The 18190-nt window shown below is 65.2% G+C and carries 27 protein-coding genes; 25 read left to right on the top strand and 2 right to left on the bottom strand.

Annotation, left to right across the window (positions count from 1 at the left end):
* Positions 1–71: 71 nt before the first annotated feature.
* Entirely contained in the window at positions 72–749 is a 678-nt protein-coding gene (locus G6N08_RS02340; RefSeq protein ID WP_163753874.1) for a TetR/AcrR family transcriptional regulator, read from the top strand.
* On the opposite strand, the gene G6N08_RS02335 is transcribed toward G6N08_RS02340, so the two are convergent.
* Positions 715–1965, bottom strand: a complete 1251-nt coding sequence (locus tag G6N08_RS02335; RefSeq protein WP_163753872.1) for a cytochrome P450 — start codon at positions 1963–1965, stop codon at positions 715–717. The genes G6N08_RS02340 and G6N08_RS02335 overlap by 35 nt on opposite strands.
* A 164-nt stretch (positions 1966–2129) precedes the next feature.
* Here G6N08_RS02335 and G6N08_RS02330 point away from each other — a divergent pair, with 164 nt between their 5' ends.
* The 14 genes from G6N08_RS02330 (at position 2130) to G6N08_RS02265 (ending at position 13265) form a co-directional block, all read left to right on the top strand.
* Positions 2130–3728, top strand: coding sequence for a carboxylesterase/lipase family protein (locus G6N08_RS02330; protein ID WP_246216574.1), 1599 nt, complete (start codon positions 2130–2132; stop codon positions 3726–3728).
* Between the two features lie 494 nt (positions 3729–4222).
* Positions 4223–4528, top strand: a complete 306-nt coding sequence (gene rpsJ, locus G6N08_RS02325; protein WP_003873519.1) for a 30S ribosomal protein S10 — start codon at positions 4223–4225, stop codon at positions 4526–4528.
* A gap of 14 nt (positions 4529–4542) precedes the next feature.
* Positions 4543–5196: a 50S ribosomal protein L3 gene (gene rplC / locus G6N08_RS02320; RefSeq protein WP_163753868.1), complete on the top strand. Its 654-nt coding sequence runs from the start codon at positions 4543–4545 to the stop codon at positions 5194–5196.
* Positions 5196–5858, top strand: coding sequence for a 50S ribosomal protein L4 (gene rplD / locus G6N08_RS02315; protein ID WP_163753866.1), 663 nt, complete (start codon positions 5196–5198; stop codon positions 5856–5858). Before rplC ends, rplD begins: the two co-directional genes overlap by 1 nt.
* Entirely contained in the window at positions 5858–6160 is a 303-nt protein-coding gene (gene rplW, locus G6N08_RS02310) for a 50S ribosomal protein L23 (RefSeq protein ID WP_163753864.1), read from the top strand. The genes rplD and rplW overlap by 1 nt, the downstream gene beginning before the upstream one ends.
* A gap of 25 nt (positions 6161–6185) precedes the next feature.
* Positions 6186–7028: a 50S ribosomal protein L2 gene (gene rplB / locus G6N08_RS02305; RefSeq protein ID WP_163753862.1), complete on the top strand. Its 843-nt coding sequence runs from the start codon at positions 6186–6188 to the stop codon at positions 7026–7028.
* A gap of 17 nt (positions 7029–7045) precedes the next feature.
* Positions 7046–7327 carry a 30S ribosomal protein S19 gene (gene rpsS, locus G6N08_RS02300; RefSeq protein WP_163753861.1) on the top strand — a complete coding sequence of 94 codons (282 nt, stop codon included), beginning with the start codon at positions 7046–7048 and terminating at the stop codon, positions 7325–7327.
* Positions 7324–7923 (top strand): 50S ribosomal protein L22, encoded by a 600-nt coding sequence (gene rplV, locus G6N08_RS02295; RefSeq protein WP_163753859.1) that lies wholly within the window; start codon positions 7324–7326, stop codon positions 7921–7923. The genes rpsS and rplV overlap by 4 nt, the downstream gene beginning before the upstream one ends.
* Entirely contained in the window at positions 7923–8750 is an 828-nt protein-coding gene (gene rpsC / locus G6N08_RS02290) for a 30S ribosomal protein S3 (protein ID WP_163753857.1), read from the top strand. The genes rplV and rpsC overlap by 1 nt, the downstream gene beginning before the upstream one ends.
* A gap of 3 nt (positions 8751–8753) precedes the next feature.
* Positions 8754–9170: a 50S ribosomal protein L16 gene (gene rplP / locus G6N08_RS02285; RefSeq protein ID WP_163753855.1), complete on the top strand. Its 417-nt coding sequence runs from the start codon at positions 8754–8756 to the stop codon at positions 9168–9170.
* A complete protein-coding gene (rpmC, locus tag G6N08_RS02280; protein ID WP_163753853.1) occupies positions 9170–9403 on the top strand; it encodes a 50S ribosomal protein L29 in 234 nt (77 codons plus the stop codon). The genes rplP and rpmC overlap by 1 nt, the downstream gene beginning before the upstream one ends.
* Positions 9400–9792, top strand: a complete 393-nt coding sequence (gene rpsQ, locus G6N08_RS02275) for a 30S ribosomal protein S17 (RefSeq protein ID WP_163753851.1) — start codon at positions 9400–9402, stop codon at positions 9790–9792. The genes rpmC and rpsQ overlap by 4 nt, the downstream gene beginning before the upstream one ends.
* 154 nt (positions 9793–9946) lie before the next feature.
* Positions 9947–12298 (top strand): arylsulfatase, encoded by a 2352-nt coding sequence (locus G6N08_RS02270; protein WP_163753849.1) that lies wholly within the window; start codon positions 9947–9949, stop codon positions 12296–12298.
* 85 nt (positions 12299–12383) lie between these two features.
* Positions 12384–13265 (top strand): formylglycine-generating enzyme family protein, encoded by an 882-nt coding sequence (locus G6N08_RS02265; protein ID WP_163753848.1) that lies wholly within the window; start codon positions 12384–12386, stop codon positions 13263–13265.
* A gap of 113 nt (positions 13266–13378) precedes the next feature.
* Here G6N08_RS02265 and G6N08_RS02260 read toward each other — a convergent pair whose 3' ends face one another.
* The gene (locus tag G6N08_RS02260; protein WP_246216573.1) at positions 13379–13552 is read right to left on the bottom strand and encodes a histone acetyltransferase; all 174 of its coding nucleotides are present in this window, start codon (positions 13550–13552) and stop codon (positions 13379–13381) included.
* A gap of 340 nt (positions 13553–13892) precedes the next feature.
* On the opposite strand from G6N08_RS02260, the gene rplN reads away from it, so the two are divergent.
* The 10 genes from rplN to rplO all read left to right on the top strand — a co-directional run bounded on the left by rplN (position 13893) and on the right by rplO (position 18177).
* Positions 13893–14261: a 50S ribosomal protein L14 gene (rplN, locus tag G6N08_RS02255; protein WP_003920623.1), complete on the top strand. Its 369-nt coding sequence runs from the start codon at positions 13893–13895 to the stop codon at positions 14259–14261.
* Positions 14262–14579 carry a 50S ribosomal protein L24 gene (gene rplX, locus G6N08_RS02250; protein WP_163753846.1) on the top strand — a complete coding sequence of 106 codons (318 nt, stop codon included), beginning with the start codon at positions 14262–14264 and terminating at the stop codon, positions 14577–14579. It abuts the gene before it with no gap.
* Positions 14580–14582: 3 nt separating this feature from the next.
* Positions 14583–15155, top strand: a complete 573-nt coding sequence (rplE, locus tag G6N08_RS02245) for a 50S ribosomal protein L5 (RefSeq protein WP_163753844.1) — start codon at positions 14583–14585, stop codon at positions 15153–15155.
* Positions 15156–15159: 4 nt separating this feature from the next.
* Positions 15160–15345 (top strand): type Z 30S ribosomal protein S14, encoded by a 186-nt coding sequence (locus G6N08_RS02240; RefSeq protein ID WP_163753842.1) that lies wholly within the window; start codon positions 15160–15162, stop codon positions 15343–15345.
* Positions 15346–15417: 72 nt separating this feature from the next.
* Positions 15418–15816, top strand: a complete 399-nt coding sequence (gene rpsH, locus G6N08_RS02235; protein ID WP_163753840.1) for a 30S ribosomal protein S8 — start codon at positions 15418–15420, stop codon at positions 15814–15816.
* A gap of 17 nt (positions 15817–15833) precedes the next feature.
* Positions 15834–16373, top strand: a complete 540-nt coding sequence (gene rplF, locus G6N08_RS02230) for a 50S ribosomal protein L6 (RefSeq protein WP_163753838.1) — start codon at positions 15834–15836, stop codon at positions 16371–16373.
* A 41-nt stretch (positions 16374–16414) separates the two neighbouring features.
* A complete protein-coding gene (rplR, locus tag G6N08_RS02225; RefSeq protein ID WP_163753836.1) occupies positions 16415–16783 on the top strand; it encodes a 50S ribosomal protein L18 in 369 nt (122 codons plus the stop codon).
* 34 nt (positions 16784–16817) lie between these two features.
* The gene (rpsE, locus tag G6N08_RS02220; RefSeq protein ID WP_371868941.1) at positions 16818–17531 is read left to right on the top strand and encodes a 30S ribosomal protein S5; all 714 of its coding nucleotides are present in this window, start codon (positions 16818–16820) and stop codon (positions 17529–17531) included.
* Positions 17532–17533: 2 nt separating this feature from the next.
* Positions 17534–17740 carry a 50S ribosomal protein L30 gene (rpmD, locus tag G6N08_RS02215; protein ID WP_163753831.1) on the top strand — a complete coding sequence of 69 codons (207 nt, stop codon included), beginning with the start codon at positions 17534–17536 and terminating at the stop codon, positions 17738–17740.
* Positions 17737–18177: a 50S ribosomal protein L15 gene (gene rplO, locus G6N08_RS02210; RefSeq protein ID WP_163753829.1), complete on the top strand. Its 441-nt coding sequence runs from the start codon at positions 17737–17739 to the stop codon at positions 18175–18177. Before rpmD ends, rplO begins: the two co-directional genes overlap by 4 nt.
* The last annotated feature ends 13 nt before the right edge of the window (positions 18178–18190 follow it).

Raw genomic sequence — 18190 nt, 5'->3', positions numbered from 1 at the left:
TCCGGTGGCCGGGGGCGTGTCGGGGCTGTCAGTATGGGAAATAGACCGGAAGTCCTGGTCGTCTGTGGGAGGTGGCGCACATCGGCGGCGGCAGCGATCCTCGTCCGGCCCGCTCTCGAGCCCGTTTGCTCGAGGCTGCCACCGCGCTGCTGCGTTCCGGGGGGCCCAGCGCGGTGACGATCGATGCGGTCACCCGGGGCGCCAATGTGGCCCGGGCGACGCTGTATCGTCACTTCCCCAGCGCAAATGATCTGCTGGCGGCAGCGTTCAACAGCTTGATCCCGCCGGCGCCGATGCCCCCCGACGAGGGTTCGCTGCGGGACCGGCTGATCGTTTTGCTGCAAGCCCAGGCGGAATTGATCGCCGAAGCGCCGGGCATGCTGACCGCGATGTCCTGGCTGGCGTTGGGACCCGACCTGCACCAGGTGCCACCGGCTCATCACGCTGATGTCGGCGGTAGCGCAGCGATCACCACGTTGCGCGAACGCATCGTTCAGCAGTACACCGCCCCATTCGACGCGATATTCGACAGCCCGGAGGCCGCCGAGCTGGGCGAGATCGACCGCTCCCGCGCGATTGCGCTGCTGCTCGGTCCGCTGGTGGTGGGCCGGCTTTCCACCCTGCCCGATTTCGACTACCGCGAGTGTGTGCGCGCGGCCGTCGACGGGTTTTTGTCTGTGCAGCGCCGGGCTGCTGAGGCTGCCCGGACCGGAGTCAACGCAGCTGGTAGCGGATCGGCAGGTGCTTGAGCCCGCCCACGAATACCGTGGAGATGAGCTCTGGCTCCCCGTTCAACTCAATCGATTTCAGCCGCGGCACCAGCTCGGTGAAAAAGCTGCTGACCTCCATGCGCGCCAGGGCCGCACCCAGGCAGAAATGCACCCCGTGCCCGAACGCCAGGTGCTTGTTGGGGTCTCGCCCGACGTCGAAGCGGAACGGCTCCTCGAACACCTCCTCGTCCCGGTTGGCCGAGACGTACGACAAATACACCGACTCGCCTTTGGCGATGGGCACACCGCGCACGGTGGTGTCCGCGGTGGCGGTGCGCATGAACTCCTTGACCGGGGTCACCCAGCGGATCATTTCCTCGGTGGCCAGCGGCATCAGATCGAGGTTGTCGGCGAGGCGGCGGCGCTGGTCGGGGTTGTCGATCAGGGCGTGCAGCCCGCCGGCGATCGTCGCGCTGGTGGTGTCATGTCCGGCGGTGGCGATGATCACGTAGTAGGAAACGGTGTCGACGTCGGAGAGCGGTTCGCCGTCGATGCGGGCGTTGGCGATCGCCGACGCCAGGTCCTCGGTCGGGTGCTCGCGCCGTGACGCGGTGAGCCGGTTGAAGTAGTCGAAGAAGTCCAGCAGAACCTGGAGTTGTTCTTCGGGGGTGCTACCGCGGCGGAACTCGGTGTCGTCCCCGCCGAAGAGCTCCTGGGTCAGCCGCAGCATTCGCGGGAAATCCGATTCCGGCAGGCCCAGCAGCGACATGATGACGTAGAGCGGGTAGTTGACGGCGACCTCCTGGACGAAGTCGCATTCGGTGCCGGCGTCGCGCATCTTGTCGACGTAGATCTTGGCCAGCTCGTCGACACGGACCTTCAGCGCCCGCATTGCCTTGGGCCGAAACCAGTCCGCGCCGATCGCCCGCACCATCCGGTGTTGGGGGTCGTCCATGTGGATCAGGGTCCGCAGCCCCATCCCCGCATCGAGCTGCGCTTGCGCGATGTCATCGTTTTCCGCGGTCTGCAGCAGCGGCCGGGGCGCATTGATCCAAAGATCATTGTTCCGCTCGATCTCCATGATGTCGGCGTGTTTGGTCACCGCCCAAAATGGCCGGTACGGCGGACAGTCCACCAGCGACACCGGCGCGTGGGCGCGCAGGTGGGTCAGCGCCGCGTGCAGCCGCGGCTCGTCGGCGTAGGCGGTCGGGTCGGCGAAGACTTTGGCAGCTTCGTCGACGATGGGTGTGCTCATCACCGCTCCTCGGGCCGCACGTTGTTGTGTGTCAGGTTAGCGTGTTCGACCGGGCGGGCGGCGCCGTGGCGCGGGTGGGGCTGCTGGCGACCCGCCGTCGGCTGTTTGTCCTAGGCTCGGCTTTTGTGCAGGTCGGATCGGCTGGTCGTCTGTGGGGATGCGCCGTGGCGCTGGTAGCGACGGCGGTGCTGGTGGCCGGCTGCGGCAGCAGCGGCGGTAGTGCGACATCCCCGGCGGGACTGGCCCGCTCCGGGCAGGTTGATGCCGGCGTGGTGCGCACCGCCGCCGGGTTCGTGCGCGGTATGGTCGCCGCGGATTACCGGCTGTTCCAAGGCATTCCGTATGCGGCGCCGCCGGTGGGGACGCTGCGCTGGCAGCCGCCTCAGCCGGTTGCGCCGTGGCCGGGAATGCGGGACGGCAGCAAGCCGGGGCCACAGTGTGTGCAAGAAACCGCTCATGAGCGCGGTTCGGTCAGGGCCACCAGCGAGGACTGCCTGACCCTCAACGTCTGGACACCGCCGGCCGGCGCGGATAAACGCCCGGTGATGGTCTGGATTCACGGCGGCGGGTTCGTCAACGGCAGCGGGGACCTCTATAACGCGCGGCGGCTGGCCGGTCGTGGGCATATCGTGGTGGTCAGCATCAACTACCGCCTGGGCGCGTTGGGCTTTCTGGCCCACCCCGCATTGGGCCCGGGCGCCGATGTCGGCAACTATGGGCTGGCCGATCAGCAGGCCGCGCTGCGCTGGGTGCACGACAATATCGCTGAATTCGGCGGTGACCCGGACAAAGTCACGATCGCCGGCGAGTCCGCAGGAGCCATGTCGGTGTGTGACCATCTGGTGGCGCCGGGTTCGGCGGGGCTCTTCCGGGCCGCGATCATCCAAAGTGGCCCGTGTCAGGTGCAGGCCGAGCTGACCAACGCGCAGCGCATCAGCGTCGACTACGCCGCGTCGGCGGGCTGCCGCGACCCCGCAACCGCCGCGCAGTGCCTGCGCGCGCTGCCCGCGACCGCGCTGGCCCGGCCGCTGTGGTACTCCCACATCGGGGACGCCAATGCGCTCTCGGGCCCGGTCACCGGGACAGCGGTGTTGCCGGCCGACCCGGTCGCGGCGTTCGGCGCCGGCCGTGCTGCCCGGGTTCCGGTGCTGATCGGCACCACCCATGACGAGTTCACCATGTTTACCGCGTTGCGTTATCTGCGGCTGGGCCAGGCGATGACGGCGGCCGAGTATCCGCGCCAGCTGGCTGATGTTTTCGGCGCCGACAGCCACACCGTGCTGGCGCATTATCCACCCGAGCGGTACGGCGGGAATGTGTCACTGGCCTATTCGTCGGCGGTGACCGACGGCGTCTTCGCGTGCGTGGCTGATCGCATGGCTGACATGTTGGGCCGCCGGGCGCCGGTGTATGCCTACGAGTTCGATGACCGCGACGCACCTGCCCCGGAGCCGTTGCGCCACGTCCCTTTTCCGGTTGGCGCCAGCCACTCGCTGGAGCTGCGGTACCTGTTCACCGTTGGCGGCGCCCCGCCGCTGAGTCCCGCCCAGCGCCAGCTGTCGGATCAGATGATCGACTACTGGAGCCGATTCGTGACCGCCGGGGCGCCGGACGCGGCCGGCCAACCCGACTGGCCTGCGGTGAGCCGTGACCCGGCCCACTCACCGTGGATGCAGTTGCGCCCCGACGGCAGCCGCGTCGTCACCGACTTCGCGGAGTCACATCAATGCCCGTTCTGGGCGACGCTTAAGGGCAAGCGATGACACGCCGTGCGGTGGCGCGGAACCGGGTATCGCGGTGTCGCCGGGAACGGGCTGGTGTCGCCGGGTCAGCCGTGCGGTGGCCGCGCATCCCATGCTGGCCGCATCGGCGCTGGTTGAGCCGGCCATACCGACGCACCCTAGTGCGGAGTCCGACAGCCAGCACGCCATGCCCGGCGCCATCGGGGCGAGCCATAGCCGTCTGCGCGGGCCGGAGATTTGGCCGATACCATGATCTAGGGCATACTGTTCAGGTTGCCTTGCGCCGGGTTTGCACCTGGTCGGGCATACGACCGGCGCCCGCACGGGCGCGTCCGGTCCCATCCTCGAAGCGCGATGAATTTCGGCCGCGGATGAGGCTGCACGCGGGTGACACACCCGGCCGCGGGACCGGTGCACCAGGACAGGTAAATAGTGGCACGACGTCCAGCTCGGCACCCCGCTGCCCGGGGTGGGCGACCGGACACCGAACCCAGGCAGGAGCGAGGTAGGAAAGCGTGGCGGGACAGAAGATCCGCATCAGGCTCAAGGCCTACGACCACGAGGCGATTGACGCATCGGCGCGCAAGATCGTGGAGACTGTCGTGCGCACGGGCGCCAGCGTGGTCGGCCCGGTGCCGCTGCCGACCGAAAAAAACGTGTACTGCGTGATCCGCTCCCCGCACAAATACAAGGACTCGCGAGAGCACTTCGAAATGCGCACCCACAAGCGGCTGATCGACATCCTCGACCCGACACCCAAGACGGTTGACGCGCTGATGCGCATCGACTTGCCGGCCAGCGTCGACGTCAACATCCAGTAGGAGTTCGCAGACCGATGGCACGAAAAGGCATCCTGGGCACCAAGCTGGGCATGACACAGGTGTTCGACGAGAACAACAGGGTTGTTCCGGTGACGGTGGTCAAGGCCGGGCCCAACGTGGTGACCCGGATTCGCACCCCGGAACGCGATGGCTATAGCGCAGTGCAGCTGGCTTACGGTGATATCAGCCCACGGAAAGTCACCAAGCCGCTGGCCGGTCAATACGCCGCCGCGGGTGTCAACCCGCGCCGCCACCTGGCTGAACTGCGACTCGACGACCCGCAAGCAGCGGCCGAGTACCAGGTCGGCCAGGAGCTGACCGCCGCGATCTTCACCGATGGCAGCTACGTCGATATCACCGGGACCTCCAAGGGTAAGGGTTTTGCCGGCACCATGAAACGGCACGGGTTCCGTGGTCAGGGCGCTGCCCACGGCGCCCAGGCGGTGCACCGCCGTCCGGGCTCCATCGGCGGCTGTGCGACCCCGGCACGGGTGTTCAAAGGCACCCGGATGGCCGGCCGGATGGGCAACAAACGGGTGACCGTACAGAACCTGGTGGTGCACAAAGTTGATGCCGAGAACGGCGTACTGCTGATCAAAGGGGCGGTGCCCGGGCGCGTGGGCGGGCTCGTCATGGTCCGCAGCGCGATCAAACGAGGTGAGAAGTAATGGCTTCCCATACCTTGACGATCGACGTGAAAACACCGGACGGCAAAGTCGACGGCTCCATCGAGCTGCCGGCTGAGCTGTTCGACGCCCCGGCCAATATCGCGCTGATGCACCAGGTGGTCACCGCGCAGCTCGCGGCCGCGAGGCAAGGCACGCACTCGACCAAAACGCGCGGGGAGGTTCGCGGCGGGGGTCGCAAACCCTACCGGCAGAAGGGTACCGGCCGGGCGCGGCAAGGTTCGGTGCGCGCGCCGCAGTTCACCGGCGGGGGGATCGTGCACGGCCCCAAGCCGCGCGATTACCGCCAGCGCACACCGAAGAAGATGATCGCAGCGGCCTTGCGCGGAGCGCTTTCCGACCGGGCGCGCAACGGCAGAATCCACGCGGTCACCGAGTTGGTGTCCGGGGAGAAACCCTCGACCAAGAGCGCGAAAGCTTTCCTGGGCACGCTGACAACTCGTAAACAGGTGCTCGTGGTTATCGGGCGCGATGATGAGATCGGCGCGAAAAGTGTACGCAACCTGCCTGGAGTGCACATCGTGGCGCCGGACCAGCTCAATACCTACGACGTGCTTCGCGCCGACGACGTGGTGTTTTCCGTCGCGGCCCTCACTACCTATATCGCCGCCAACACGGAGAAGGCCCAGGAGGTGTCGGCCTGATGGCGACTCTCACCGATCCCCGCGACATCATCCTCGCACCGGTCATCTCGGAGAAGTCCTACGCGATGATCGACGATAACGTCTACACCTTCCTGGTACATCCCGATTCGAACAAAACGCAGATCAAGATCGCTGTCGAAAAGATCTTTTCCGTCAAGGTTGCGTCGGTGAATACCGCAAATCGGCAGGGCAAGCGTAAACGCACCAGGACCGGATACGGCAAGCGTAAGAACACGAAACGCGCCATCGTGACGCTGGCACCCGGCAGCAAGCCGATCGACCTGTTCGGAGCACCGGTCTAGCTGAGAGAAGGAAGACCTTACCGACATGGCAATTCGCAAGTACAAGCCCACGACTCCCGGCCGTCGTGGTGCCAGTGTGTCCGATTTCGCGGAAATTACACGCTCGCATCCGGAAAAGTCGTTGGTACGTCCCCTGCACAGCCGTGGTGGACGCAACGCGCACGGCCGGATCACCACGCGCCACCGAGGTGGGGGACACAAGCGCGCCTACCGGATCATCGACTTCCGCCGCAACGACAAAGACGGCGTCAACGCCAAAGTCGCCCACATCGAATACGACCCGAACCGCACCGCGAATATCGCGTTGCTCCATTACTTCGACGGGGAAAAGCGTTATATCATTGCGCCGCAAGGTATTTCACAGGGAGATGTGTTGGAGTCAGGCCCCAACGCGGACATCAAGCCGGGCAACAATCTGCCGTTGCGCAACATTCCGGCGGGTACCTTGATTCACGCCGTGGAGCTGCGGCCGGGCGGTGGCGCCAAGCTCGCTCGCGCGGCGGGTTCGAGCATTCAGTTGCTCGGTAAAGAGGGCAGTTACGCCTCGCTGCGCATGCCCAGCGGTGAAATCCGCCGCGTCGACGTGCGCTGTCGCGCCACCGTCGGCGAGGTGGGCAACGCTGAGCAGGCAAATATCAACTGGGGCAAAGCCGGCCGGATGCGGTGGAAGGGCAGGCGGCCCTCGGTGCGCGGTGTTGTCATGAATCCGGTTGATCACCCGCACGGCGGCGGCGAGGGTAAAACCTCCGGCGGGCGTCACCCGGTCAGCCCCTGGGGGAAGCCCGAGGGACGGACTCGTAAGCGACACAAGCTGAGCGACAAGCTCATCGTTCGACGTCGGCGCACCGGCAAGAAGCACTCACGCTAGGAAGTCGGGGAGTAGTTATGCCACGCAGCCTGAAGAAGGGTCCATTCGTCGACGACCATCTGCTCAAGAAGGTCGATGCGCTAAACGAGAAGAACACCAAGCAGGTCATCAAGACCTGGTCGAGACGGTCGACGATTATTCCGGACTTCATCGGGCATACGTTCGCCGTGCACGATGGACGCAAGCACGTCCCGGTGTTCATCACCGAGGCAATGGTGGGTCACAAACTCGGTGAATTTGCACCGACGCGCACCTTCAAAGGCCATATCAAAGACGACCGGAAGAGCAAGCGGCGATGACCACCACCGAATTTCCGTCTGCTGTCGCCAAAGCGCGGTTTGTGCGGGTGTCCGCGAGTAAGGCCCGCCGGGTGATCGACCTGGTGCGCGGCAAACCGGTCTCGGATGCACTCGACATCCTGCGGTGGGCGCCGCAGGCGGCCAGTAAACCGGTGGCCAAGGTGATCGCCAGCGCTGCGGCCAACGCCCAGAACAACAACGGCCTGGATCCGGACAGCCTGGTGGTTGCCACCGTCTACGCGGACGAAGGCCCCACGGCCAAGCGGATCCGTCCGCGCGCGCAGGGCCGCGCGTTCCGGATCCGCCGGCGCACCAGCCACATCACCGTGGTGGTCGAAAGCCGGCCGGTCAGCAACCGGCGATCGCTGCAGTCGTCGCGGGCCCGCCGTGCCCAAGCCAGCAAGGCGGCCAGCAAGGCGGCCGAGAAAGCGCCCACGAAGAAGCCGGCCACCAAGGCGGCCAGCAAGGCGGCCGAGAAAGCGCCCACGAAGAAGGCGGCCACCAAGCAGCCGGCCCAGAAACGCGCCGCCGCGAAATCCACGGAACCGTCGGCGACAAGCTCGCAGACTTCTGAAGCGAAGGGAGGCTCGCGCTAGTGGGCCAGAAGATCAACCCGCACGGCTTTCGTCTCGGCATCACCACCGACTGGAAGTCCCGCTGGTACGCCGACAAGCAGTATGCCGAATACATCAAAGAAGACGTTGCGATTCGGCGGTTGCTGCACACTGGGCTGGAGCGCGCGGGTATCGCCGACGTGGAGATTGAGCGGACCCGCGACCGCGTTCGCGTGGACATCCACACCGCCCGCCCCGGCATCGTCATCGGCCGCCGCGGCACCGAAGCCGACCGCATCCGTGCCGATTTAGAGAAGCTGACCGGTAAGCAGGTGCAGCTCAACATTCTTGAAGTGAAAAATCCTGAATCACAGGCCCAGTTGGTAGCCCAGGGAGTCGCTGAACAGTTGAGCAACCGGGTGGCGTTCCGGCGCGCCATGCGCAAAGCGATTCAGTCAGCAATGCGTCAGCCCAACGTCAAAGGCATCCGGGTGCAGTGCTCGGGGCGGCTTGGTGGTGCCGAGATGAGCCGCTCGGAGTTTTACCGGGAAGGCCGGGTCCCGCTGCACACGCTGCGCGCCGACATCGACTACGGGTTGTACGAGGCGAAAACCACGTTCGGCCGCATCGGTGTGAAAGTGTGGATCTATAAAGGCGATGTCGTCGGGGGCAAACGCGAATTGGCTGCCCCGGCCCCAGCGGGCGCCGAGCGTTCTCGCCGTGAGCGGCCCTCGGCCACACGGCCCCGCCGTAGCGGCGCTGCGGGCACTGCAGCCGCCGGTACCACCGAAGCCGGGCAGGGCGCTCCGAGCACTGACGAAGCGACGGTGATCGGCGAGCCGGCCCAGATGCAGAGCACGGAGAGCTAAATTATGTTGATTCCCCGCAAGGTTAAACACCGCAAGCAGCATCATCCACGCCAACGCGGAATTGCCAGCGGCGGTACGGCGGTGAGCTTCGGCGACTATGGTATCCAGGCCCTGGAACACGCCTACATCACCAACCGCCAGATCGAGTCCGCGCGTATTGCCATTAACCGGCACATCAAGCGCGGCGGCAAGGTGTGGATCAACATCTTCCCGGACCGTCCGTTGACGAAAAAGCCTGCCGAAACACGGATGGGTTCGGGGAAAGGCTCGCCCGAGTGGTGGGTGGCCAACGTGAAACCGGGACGGGTGCTGTTCGAGCTCAGCTATCCCAACGAGACCGTGGCCCGTGCGGCATTGACCAGGGCAATCCACAAGTTGCCGATCAAGGCCCGCATTGTGACCCGAGAGGAGCAGTTCTGATGGCACTAGGAGTTTCCGCCGGCGAACTGCGTGAGCTCACCGACGAGGAGTTGATGGAACGCTTGCGGGAATCCAAGGAGGAGCTGTTCAATCTGCGATTCCAGATGGCGACCGGGCAGCTGAATAACAACCGCCGACTCCGGGTGGTTCGCCGGGAAATAGCCCGCATCTATACGGTGCTGCGGGAGCGGGAGCTGGGCCTGGCCTCGGGGCCGGAAAGTGAGGAATCGTGATGGCAGAGGCCAAGACCGGCTCGAAGGCTGCGCCGAAGAAGACCGCGACGAAGACCGCCGCCGCAGCACCGCAGAACGGCGGCGACACCGCCGCACCGAAGGAGAAGGGGCCTAAGCACACTCCGCGCACCCCCAAGCCCCGCGGTCGCCGTAAGACCCGGATCGGCTACGTCGTCAGCGACAAGATGCAAAAGACCATCGTGGTCGAGTTGGAGGACCGGGTGAAACACCCGCTCTACGGCAAGATCATCCGCACCACCAAAAAGGTCAAGGCTCACGACGAGAACGGCATCGCCAGCGTGGGTGACCGGGTGTCGTTGATGGAGACCCGCCCGTTGTCGGCGACCAAGCGGTGGCGGCTGGTGGAAATCCTGGAGAAGGCGAAATAAGCCCCGACTGCCCTCGGGGGCGCCCGCTTTTGCTACGACCGCCCTATTGAGCATGCCGATCGGCCTCCCTTTGGCAGGCGGCGGGGATCAGGCCGGTATAAGCTCGCCGCACCGGCAGGTGTGACGCCCACACGCGCGGGGAATGGAGCTGCTGATGGCTACTGAGTTTCAGGGCAGGATCGAGCTGGACATTCGTGACTCTGAGCCCGACTGGGGTCCGTTCGCGGCGCCGACCGCGCCCGCAGACGCACCCAATATCCTCTACCTGGTGTGGGACGACGTCGGAATCGCGACGTGGGATTGTTTTGGCGGGCTGGTGGACATGCCGGCGATGAGCCGGATCGCCGAACGCGGTGTGCGCCTATCGCAATTCCACACCACCGCGCTGTGCTCCCCGACGCGGGCGTCACTGCTGACCGGACGCAACGCGACCACGGTCGGAATGGCGACGATCGAAGAATTCACCGACGGTTTCCCGAACTGTCACGGGCGTATTCCCGCCGACACTGCTTTGCTGTCGGAAGTGCTGGCCGAACGCGGTTACAACACGTACTGCATTGGCAAATGGCATCTGACGCCGCTGGAGGAGTCCAACCTGGCGTCGACCAAGCGGCACTGGCCGCTTTCACGCGGCTTTGAACGGTTCTACGGTTTCTTGGGCGGCGAAACCGACCAGTGGTATCCGGACTTGGTTTATGACAATCACCCGGTGCCACCCCCGGCCGGCCCCGAAGACGGCTATCACCTGTCAAAGGATCTTGCCGACAAGACGATCGAGTTCATCCGGGACGCCAAGGTGATCGCGCCCGACAAACCGTGGTTCGCCTATCTGTGCCCCGGCGCCGGGCATGCCCCCCATCACGTCTTCACAGAGTGGGCCGACACCTACGCCGGCCGCTTCGACATGGGTTACGAGCGTTACCGAGAAATTGTGCTGGAACGCCAGAAGTCGATGGGCATCGTGCCGCCGGGTACTGAACTGTCGCCGATGAACCCCTATCGCGATGTGAAAGGTCCCCAGGGCGAACCGTGGCCGCTGCAGGACACGGTGCGGCCGTGGGATTCGCTCAGCGCTGACGAAAAAAAGCTGTTTTGCCGGATGGCTGAGGTTTTCGCCGGTTTCCTGAGCTACACCGACGCCCAGATTGGCCGCATCCTGGACTATCTCGAGCACTCCGGTCAGCTCGACAACACCATTATTGTGGTGATCTCCGATAACGGTGCCAGCGGGGAAGGCGGCCCGAACGGGTCGGTGAACGAGACGAAATTCTTCAACGGTTACATCGACACCGTCGAAGAGAGCATGAAGTTCCTCGACCGTCTCGGCGGCCCGGAAACCTACAACCACTACCCGATCGGGTGGGCGATGGCGTTCAACACGCCCTACAAGTTGTTCAAACGCTACGCCTCGCATGAGGGTGGCATCGCCGACGCGGCGATCATCTCCTGGCCCAACGGCATTGCGGCGCACGGAAAGGTGTGCGACAGCTACATCAATGTCTGCGACATCACCCCGACGGTCTACGACCTGCTGAATATGGCTCCGCCGCAGACTGTCAAGGGTATTCCACAGAAACCGCTCGACGGGGTGAGTTTCAAAGCAGCGCTTGACGATCCGAAGGCCGCCACCGGTAAGGACACCCAGTTCTACACCATGCTGGGCACCCGGGGAATCTGGCACAAAGGCTGGTTCGCCAACACTGTGCGCGCCGCCGCACCAGCGGGCTGGTCGCATTTCGATGCCGACCGTTGGGAACTGTTTCACATCGAGGCAGACCGCAGCCAGTGCCACGACCTGGCCGCCGAGTATCCCGATAAACTCGAAGAACTCAAAGCGTTGTGGTTCTCCGAGGCCGCCAAGTACAACGGGCTGCCGTTGGCGGATCTGAACATCATGGAAACGATGACGCGCTGGCGCCCGTATTTGGTCGGCGAACGAACAACCTATGTCTATTACCCGGGCGCCGCCGAGGTGGGCATGGGCGCCGGCGCCGAGTTGCGCGGTCAATCGTTTTCCGTGTTGGCCGACGTGACCGTCGAAAGTACCGGCGCGGAGGGAGTGTTGTTCAAGCAGGGCGGCGCGCACGGTGGCCATGTGCTGTTCATCCAAGACGGGCGGCTGCATTACGTCTACAACTTTCTCGGTGAGCAGGAGCAACTGCTGTCATCACCCGCGCCTGTGCCGCTCGGCCGGCATCTGTTCGGCATCTGCTATACCCGCACCGGAACAGTGCAGAACAGCCACACCCCGCTGGGTGAGGCCAGGCTGTTCATCGATGACGCCGCGGTCGTGACGGTGCCGGATATGAAAACGCAGCCCGGCACGTTCGGATTGGCCGGTGCCACCATCACCGTCGGACGCAACAGCGGTTCGGCGGTGTCCCGCCGGTACAAAGCTCCGTACGCGTTCACCGGCGGGACAATCGCACAGGTCACCGTCGACATCGCCGGCTCACGATATGAAGACCTGGAAAAGAAACTGGCGCTTGCGTTTGCGCGTGACTGAGCTGCCGATGAGGTCGGCGCCTCCGGATTCGGCGCGGCGAAAACCGCGGTGAGGCCGGGGTTCGCCGTCGTCATACCCTGAAACCATGCTCACCGAGTTGGTCGACCTGCCGGGTGGATCGTTTCGCATGGGCTCGACCAGCTTCTACCCGGAAGAGGCACCGATCCACACCGTGACCGTGCGCGCATTCGCGGTGGAGCGCCATCCGGTGACCAATGCGCAGTTCGCCGAATTCGTCGCCGCAACAGGCTATGTGACGGTCGCCGAACAACCGATCGATCCCGCGCTCTACCCGGGAGCGGATCCTGGTGCCCTGCAGCCCGGCGCCATGGTGTTCCGCCCGACACCCGGCCCGGTCGACCTGCGCGACTGGCGCCAGTGGTGGCACTGGGCACCGGGTGCGAACTGGCGACACCCCTATGGACCGGCCAGCGATCTCGCGGGCAAAGCCGATCACCCCGTCGTGCACGTCGCCTACCCGGATGCCGCAGCATACGCGCGCTGGGCCGGGCGGCGGCTGCCCACCGAGGCCGAGTGGGAGTTTGCGGCCCGCGGCGGAGCCACCACGACCTACCCGTGGGGTGACGAGGAGAAACCGGGCGGGCAGCTGATGGCCAATACCTGGCAGGGCGCGTTCCCGTACCGCAACGACGGCGCTCGCGGCTGGGTGGGCACCTCCCCGGTGGGCACATTCCCGCCCAACGGGTTCGGACTGCTGGACATGATCGGCAATGTCTGGGAGTGGACAGCCACCGAGTTCTCGGCGCATCACCGGCTCAACCAGCCGCCGAAACCGTGCTGTGCACCGCCGGGTCCCGCCGACCCCACGATCAGCCAGACGCTGAAGGGCGGCTCGCACCTGTGCGCGCCCGAGTACTGTCACCGCTACCGGCCGGCAGCGCGCTCCCCGCAGTCGCAAGACAGCGCCACCACCCACATCGGTTTTCGCTGCGTGGCCGATCGCTAGGGATGTGCGTGGCTGCCGGCGCTCATTCGCGGCGGTGATCCACAGCCGGCTGCGCGGGGTGGTGGGCGGTCGGAAGCCTCGCCCCGTATCGAAAACCTGTTCGAGCAGACTGTTCAGTCGTGCCGGCGCTCGCCGAGGGTTTGAGCCGCGGTGGACACCGTCATCACCTGGCGGCGCGTGCGGTTGCGGACGGGGACGAAGTGGTAATGCTCGGCAAACGACTGGGCTTCATCGTCTATCGCATCACCGACGAGGAGTCGTCCTCCGCCGATCTCCGATGCGGGCATTGGTTTCCCGAGTGCTTTCCCGAGTGCGTCCAAAAGTAACTGCCGCGACCGCACCGCGCGACGGACCGGGAGCCTGAACGAGGCCGGGCCGGCGCCGCCCGGCACCGGCGACGAATGACTCCGGTTGACGAAATTTGGCGCTCAGCAGGTCGTCACCTAGACTCAAAGGGTTGCCGTGGGCAGACCTCGGCTGGCGCATGACGGCGGCCCCGCGTGCCCTTCGGCGATGAAAGACTACGCACGCCGGTCTGCGATAGGTGTGCGCACGTTCAACCCGGTCACCCGACGGGCAGTTTGCGCCGAGCCGCCGGAAAGGCCGGGGGAGAATAGAGGAGATCTGGTGATTCAGCAGGAATCGCGGTTGAAGGTGGCCGACAACACCGGCGCCAAGGAGATCTTGTGTATCCGTGTGTTGGGCGGCTCGGGGCGCCGCTACGCCGGTATCGGCGATGTCATCGTCGCGACGGTCAAGGATGCTATCCCCGGCGGCAACGTCAAGCGTGGCGACGTGGTGAAGGCCGTCGTCGTGCGCACCGCCAAGGAGCGCCGCCGACCCGACGGCAGCTACATCAAGTTTGACGAGAACGCGGCCGTGATCATCAAACCGGACAACGATCCACGCGGCACCCGCATCTTCGGTCCGGTTGGCCGCGAACTGCGGGAGAAGCGGTTCATGAAGATCATCTCGCTTGCGCCGGAGGTGCTGTAGATGAAAGTTCACAAGGGTGACACCGTGCTGGTCATCTCCGGAAAAGACAAGGGCGCCAAGGGCAAAGTGCTCAAGGCCTATCCGGCGCAGAACAAGGTGCTCGTGGAGGGAGTCAACCGGATCAAGAAACACACGCCGATCTCGACCAACCAGCGCGGAGTGCGCTCCGGCGGAATCGTCACCCAGGAGGCCCCGATTCACGTGTCCAACGTGATGGTGGTCGATTCCGACGGCAAGCCCACCCGAGTCGGTTATCGCATCGATGAGGAGACCGGCAAAAAGGTCCGCATCTCCAAGCGCAACGGCAAGGATATCTAACTGATGACCAGCACTGAAACGCCCGCCAAGGTGCAGCCGCGGCTCAAGGTGCGCTACCGCGAGGAAATCCGGGAGTCGCTGCAAAAGCAGTTCGGCTACCGCAATGTGATGCAGATTCCCACGGTGGTGAAGGTCGTTGTCAACATGGGGGTCGGCGAGGCGGCCCGGGACGCCAAGCTGATCAACGGCGCGGTCAACGATGTGGCGCTGATCACCGGGCAGCGGCCGGAAATCCGCCGGGCCCGCAAGTCGATCGCGCAGTTCAAGCTCCGTACGGGCATGCCGATCGGGGTGCGGGCAACCCTCCGCGGAGATCGGATGTGGGAATTTCTCGACCGGCTCATCTCGATCGCGCTGCCACGGATCCGCGACTTCCGCGGGCTCTCGCCCACCCAGTTCGACGGTGCCGGCAACTACACGTTCGGGCTGGCCGAGCAGTCGGTCTTCCACGAGATCGACATGGACAAGGTCGACCGGGTCCGCGGCATGGACATTTCGGTCGTCACCTCGGCGACAACCGACGAGGAAGGGCGGGCGTTGTTGCGCGCCCTCGGGTTTCCGTTCAAGGAGAACTGACCAGATGGCGAAAAAGGCACTCGTCAACAAAGCGGCCCGCAAGCCCAGGTTCGCGGTGCGCGCCTACACTCGCTGCAGCAAATGCGGCCGCCCGCGGGCCGTCTACCGCAAGTTCGGGCTGTGCCGGATCTGCTTGCGTGAGATGGCGCACGCGGGTGAGCTGCCCGGTGTGAAGAAGAGCAGTTGGTAAACCGCGCAGCAGGTGAGCAGGCGTTGTCATGACATGCGGTGCAGAGCGCAGCGATGAGGAGGAGCGGCGCTGATGACGATGACGGACCCGATCGCAGACTTTTTGACCCGTCTGCGTAACGCAAATTCGGCATACCACGACGAGGTACGGTTGCCGCACTCGAAACTGAAAGCCAATATCGCCGAGATCCTGAAAAACGAGGGATATATCAGCGACTACCGCATCGAAGAGGCCCGAGTAGGAAAGACGCTGGTCATTCAGCTCAAGTACGGGCCCAACCGCGAGCGCAGCCTGGCCGGACTGCGTCGGGTGTCCAAGCCGGGGTTGCGGGTCTACGCGAAATCCAACAACCTGCCGCGGGTGCTTGGCGGGCTGGGCGTGGCAATCATCTCCACGTCATCGGGTGTGCTCACCGACCGTCAGGCGGCCAGGCAGGGCGTGGGCGGCGAAGTTCTCGCCTACGTGTGGTGAGGTGAGGGGACAGAACGATGTCGCGCATTGGTAGGCAGCCGATCCCGGTACCCGACGGGGTCGACGTGATGATCGACGGCCAGAACGTCGCGGTGAAGGGGCCCAAGGGCACGCTCGAGTTGCGGGTCGCCGAGCCGATCAGCGTCTCGCGCAACGACCAGGGTGCGATCGTCGTGAGCCGCCCCGACGACGATCGGCGCAGCCGCTCCCTGCACGGGCTCTCGCGCACGCTGGTGTCTAACTTGGTCACCGGCGTGACCCAGGGTTACACGACCAAGATGGAGATCTTCGGTGTCGGCTACCGCGTGCAGCTTAAGGGCTCCAGTTTGGAGTTCGCGTTGGGGTATAGCCATCCCGTGGTGATCGAGGCCCCCGAAGGCATCACATTTGCGGTCGAGTCACCGACGAAGTTTTCCATCTCCGGCATTGACAAACAGAAGGTCGGCCAGGTTGCGGCGAATATCCGGCGTCTGCGCCGCTCCGACCCGTACAAGGGTAAGGGCATACGGTACGAAGGCGAGCAGGTCCGCCGCAAGGTCGGGAAGACGGGTAAGTAGTGATGGCTGCAACACAATCGGGTGCCGTACAGCGAAAGCGTGTGGGGCAGAGCGTATCTGAAGTTCGGCGAGCTGCCCGGCTGCGTCGGCACGCGCGGATCCGCAAGAAGATCTCCGGCACCGCGGAGCGCCCCCGGCTGGTGGTGCACCGCTCAGCGCGCCACATCCACGTACAACTGGTGAACGATACCAACGGCACCACCGTGGCCGCCGCGTCGTCGATCGAGGCCGATGTGCGCGGCGTGCAGGGCGACAAGAAGGCCCGCAGTGTGCGGGTGGGGCAGTTGATCGCCGAGCGCGCCAAGGCCGCCGGGATCGAGACGGTGGTATTCGACCGCGGCGGCTACGCCTATCACGGGCGGATCGCCGCGCTGGCCGACGCCGCACGGGAGAGCGGGCTGAAGTTCTGATGAGACGCTTTATCGACAACGGAAGGACTGCATGATGGCGGAGCAGTCGGCTGCTGGGGCGGTCGGGCACACCACCGCGACGACAACGCAGGGCGCTCCGGCAGCTGCAGGTGTCGGCGAAACCCGCACCGAGGGCCGTGAGGGACGAGAGAGCCGCAGCCGCCGCGACAGCGCGCGTGGCCGCGACCGCGACGGCGACAAGTCCAACTACTTGGAACGGGTCGTCGCGATCAACCGGGTATCCAAGGTGGTCAAGGGTGGGCGCCGGTTCAGTTTCACCGCGTTGGTGATCGTCGGCGACGGCAACGGGATGGTCGGCGTCGGCTACGGCAAGGCCAAAGAAGTGCCGGCTGCCATAGCCAAGGGTGTCGAGGAGGCTCGCAAGAACTTTTTCCGGGTCCCGCTGATCGGCGGCACTATCACCCACCCGGTGCAGGGAGAGGCGGCCGCTGGTGTGGTCCTGCTGCGCCCGGCCAGCCCGGGTACCGGTGTGATCGCCGGGGGCGCGGCACGCGCTGTGCTGGAATGCGCTGGTGTACATGACATTCTGGCCAAATCACTGGGCAGTGACAACGCCATCAATGTCGTGCATGCCACCGTGGCAGCCCTTAAGCAGTTGCAGCGTCCCGAGGAGGTAGCGGCACGGCGCGGGCTGCCCATCGAGGACGTCGCGCCGGCGGGAATGCTCAAGGCGCGCCGGGAAAGTCCGATGCTGACGTCGACCGCAACGCGTGAGGGAACCGCATAATTATGGCTGAGCTGAAGATAACCCAGGTGCGTAGCGTGATCGGTGCGCGCTGGAAGCAGCGGGAGAGTCTGCGCACCCTGGGTCTGCGACGGATTCGGCATTCGGTGATCCGCGAGGACAACGCACAGACCCGCGGGCTGATCGCGGTCGTGCGCCATTTGGTCCGGGTGGAGCCCGCCGACACATCCGCCGGAGGTGCGACGAAGTGACGATCAAGCTGCACGACCTGCGGCCTGCCCCCGGTGCGAAGACCCGACGCACGCGGGTCGGTCGTGGCGAGGGCTCCAAGGGCAAGACCGCCGGCCGCGGCACCAAGGGCACCAAAGCACGCAAGAGCGTGCCGGTGACCTTCGAGGGTGGGCAGATGCCGGTGCACATGCGACTGCCCAAGCTGAAGGGTTTCCGCAACCGGTTCCGCACGGAGTACGAGGTTGTCAACGTCGGCGACATCAACCGGCTGTTCCCCGGCGGCGGGCCGGTCGGTGTCGACGAGTTGGTGGCCAAAGGCGCGGTGCGCAAGAATTCGTTGGTCAAAGTGCTCGGCGACGGCAAGCTGACGGTCAAGGTCGACGTCGCCGCGCATAAGTTCAGCGCCAGCGCCCGAGAGAAAATCACCGCGGCGGGGGGCTCGGTTACCGAACTGTAGCTTGTGACAGAGA

The organism is Mycobacterium botniense (assembly GCF_010723305.1).
GTDB classification, from domain to species: domain Bacteria; phylum Actinomycetota; class Actinomycetes; order Mycobacteriales; family Mycobacteriaceae; genus Mycobacterium; species Mycobacterium botniense.
The sequence above is the reverse complement of the archived record's forward strand: the minus strand, read 5'-3'. Positions and strand labels throughout refer to the sequence as shown.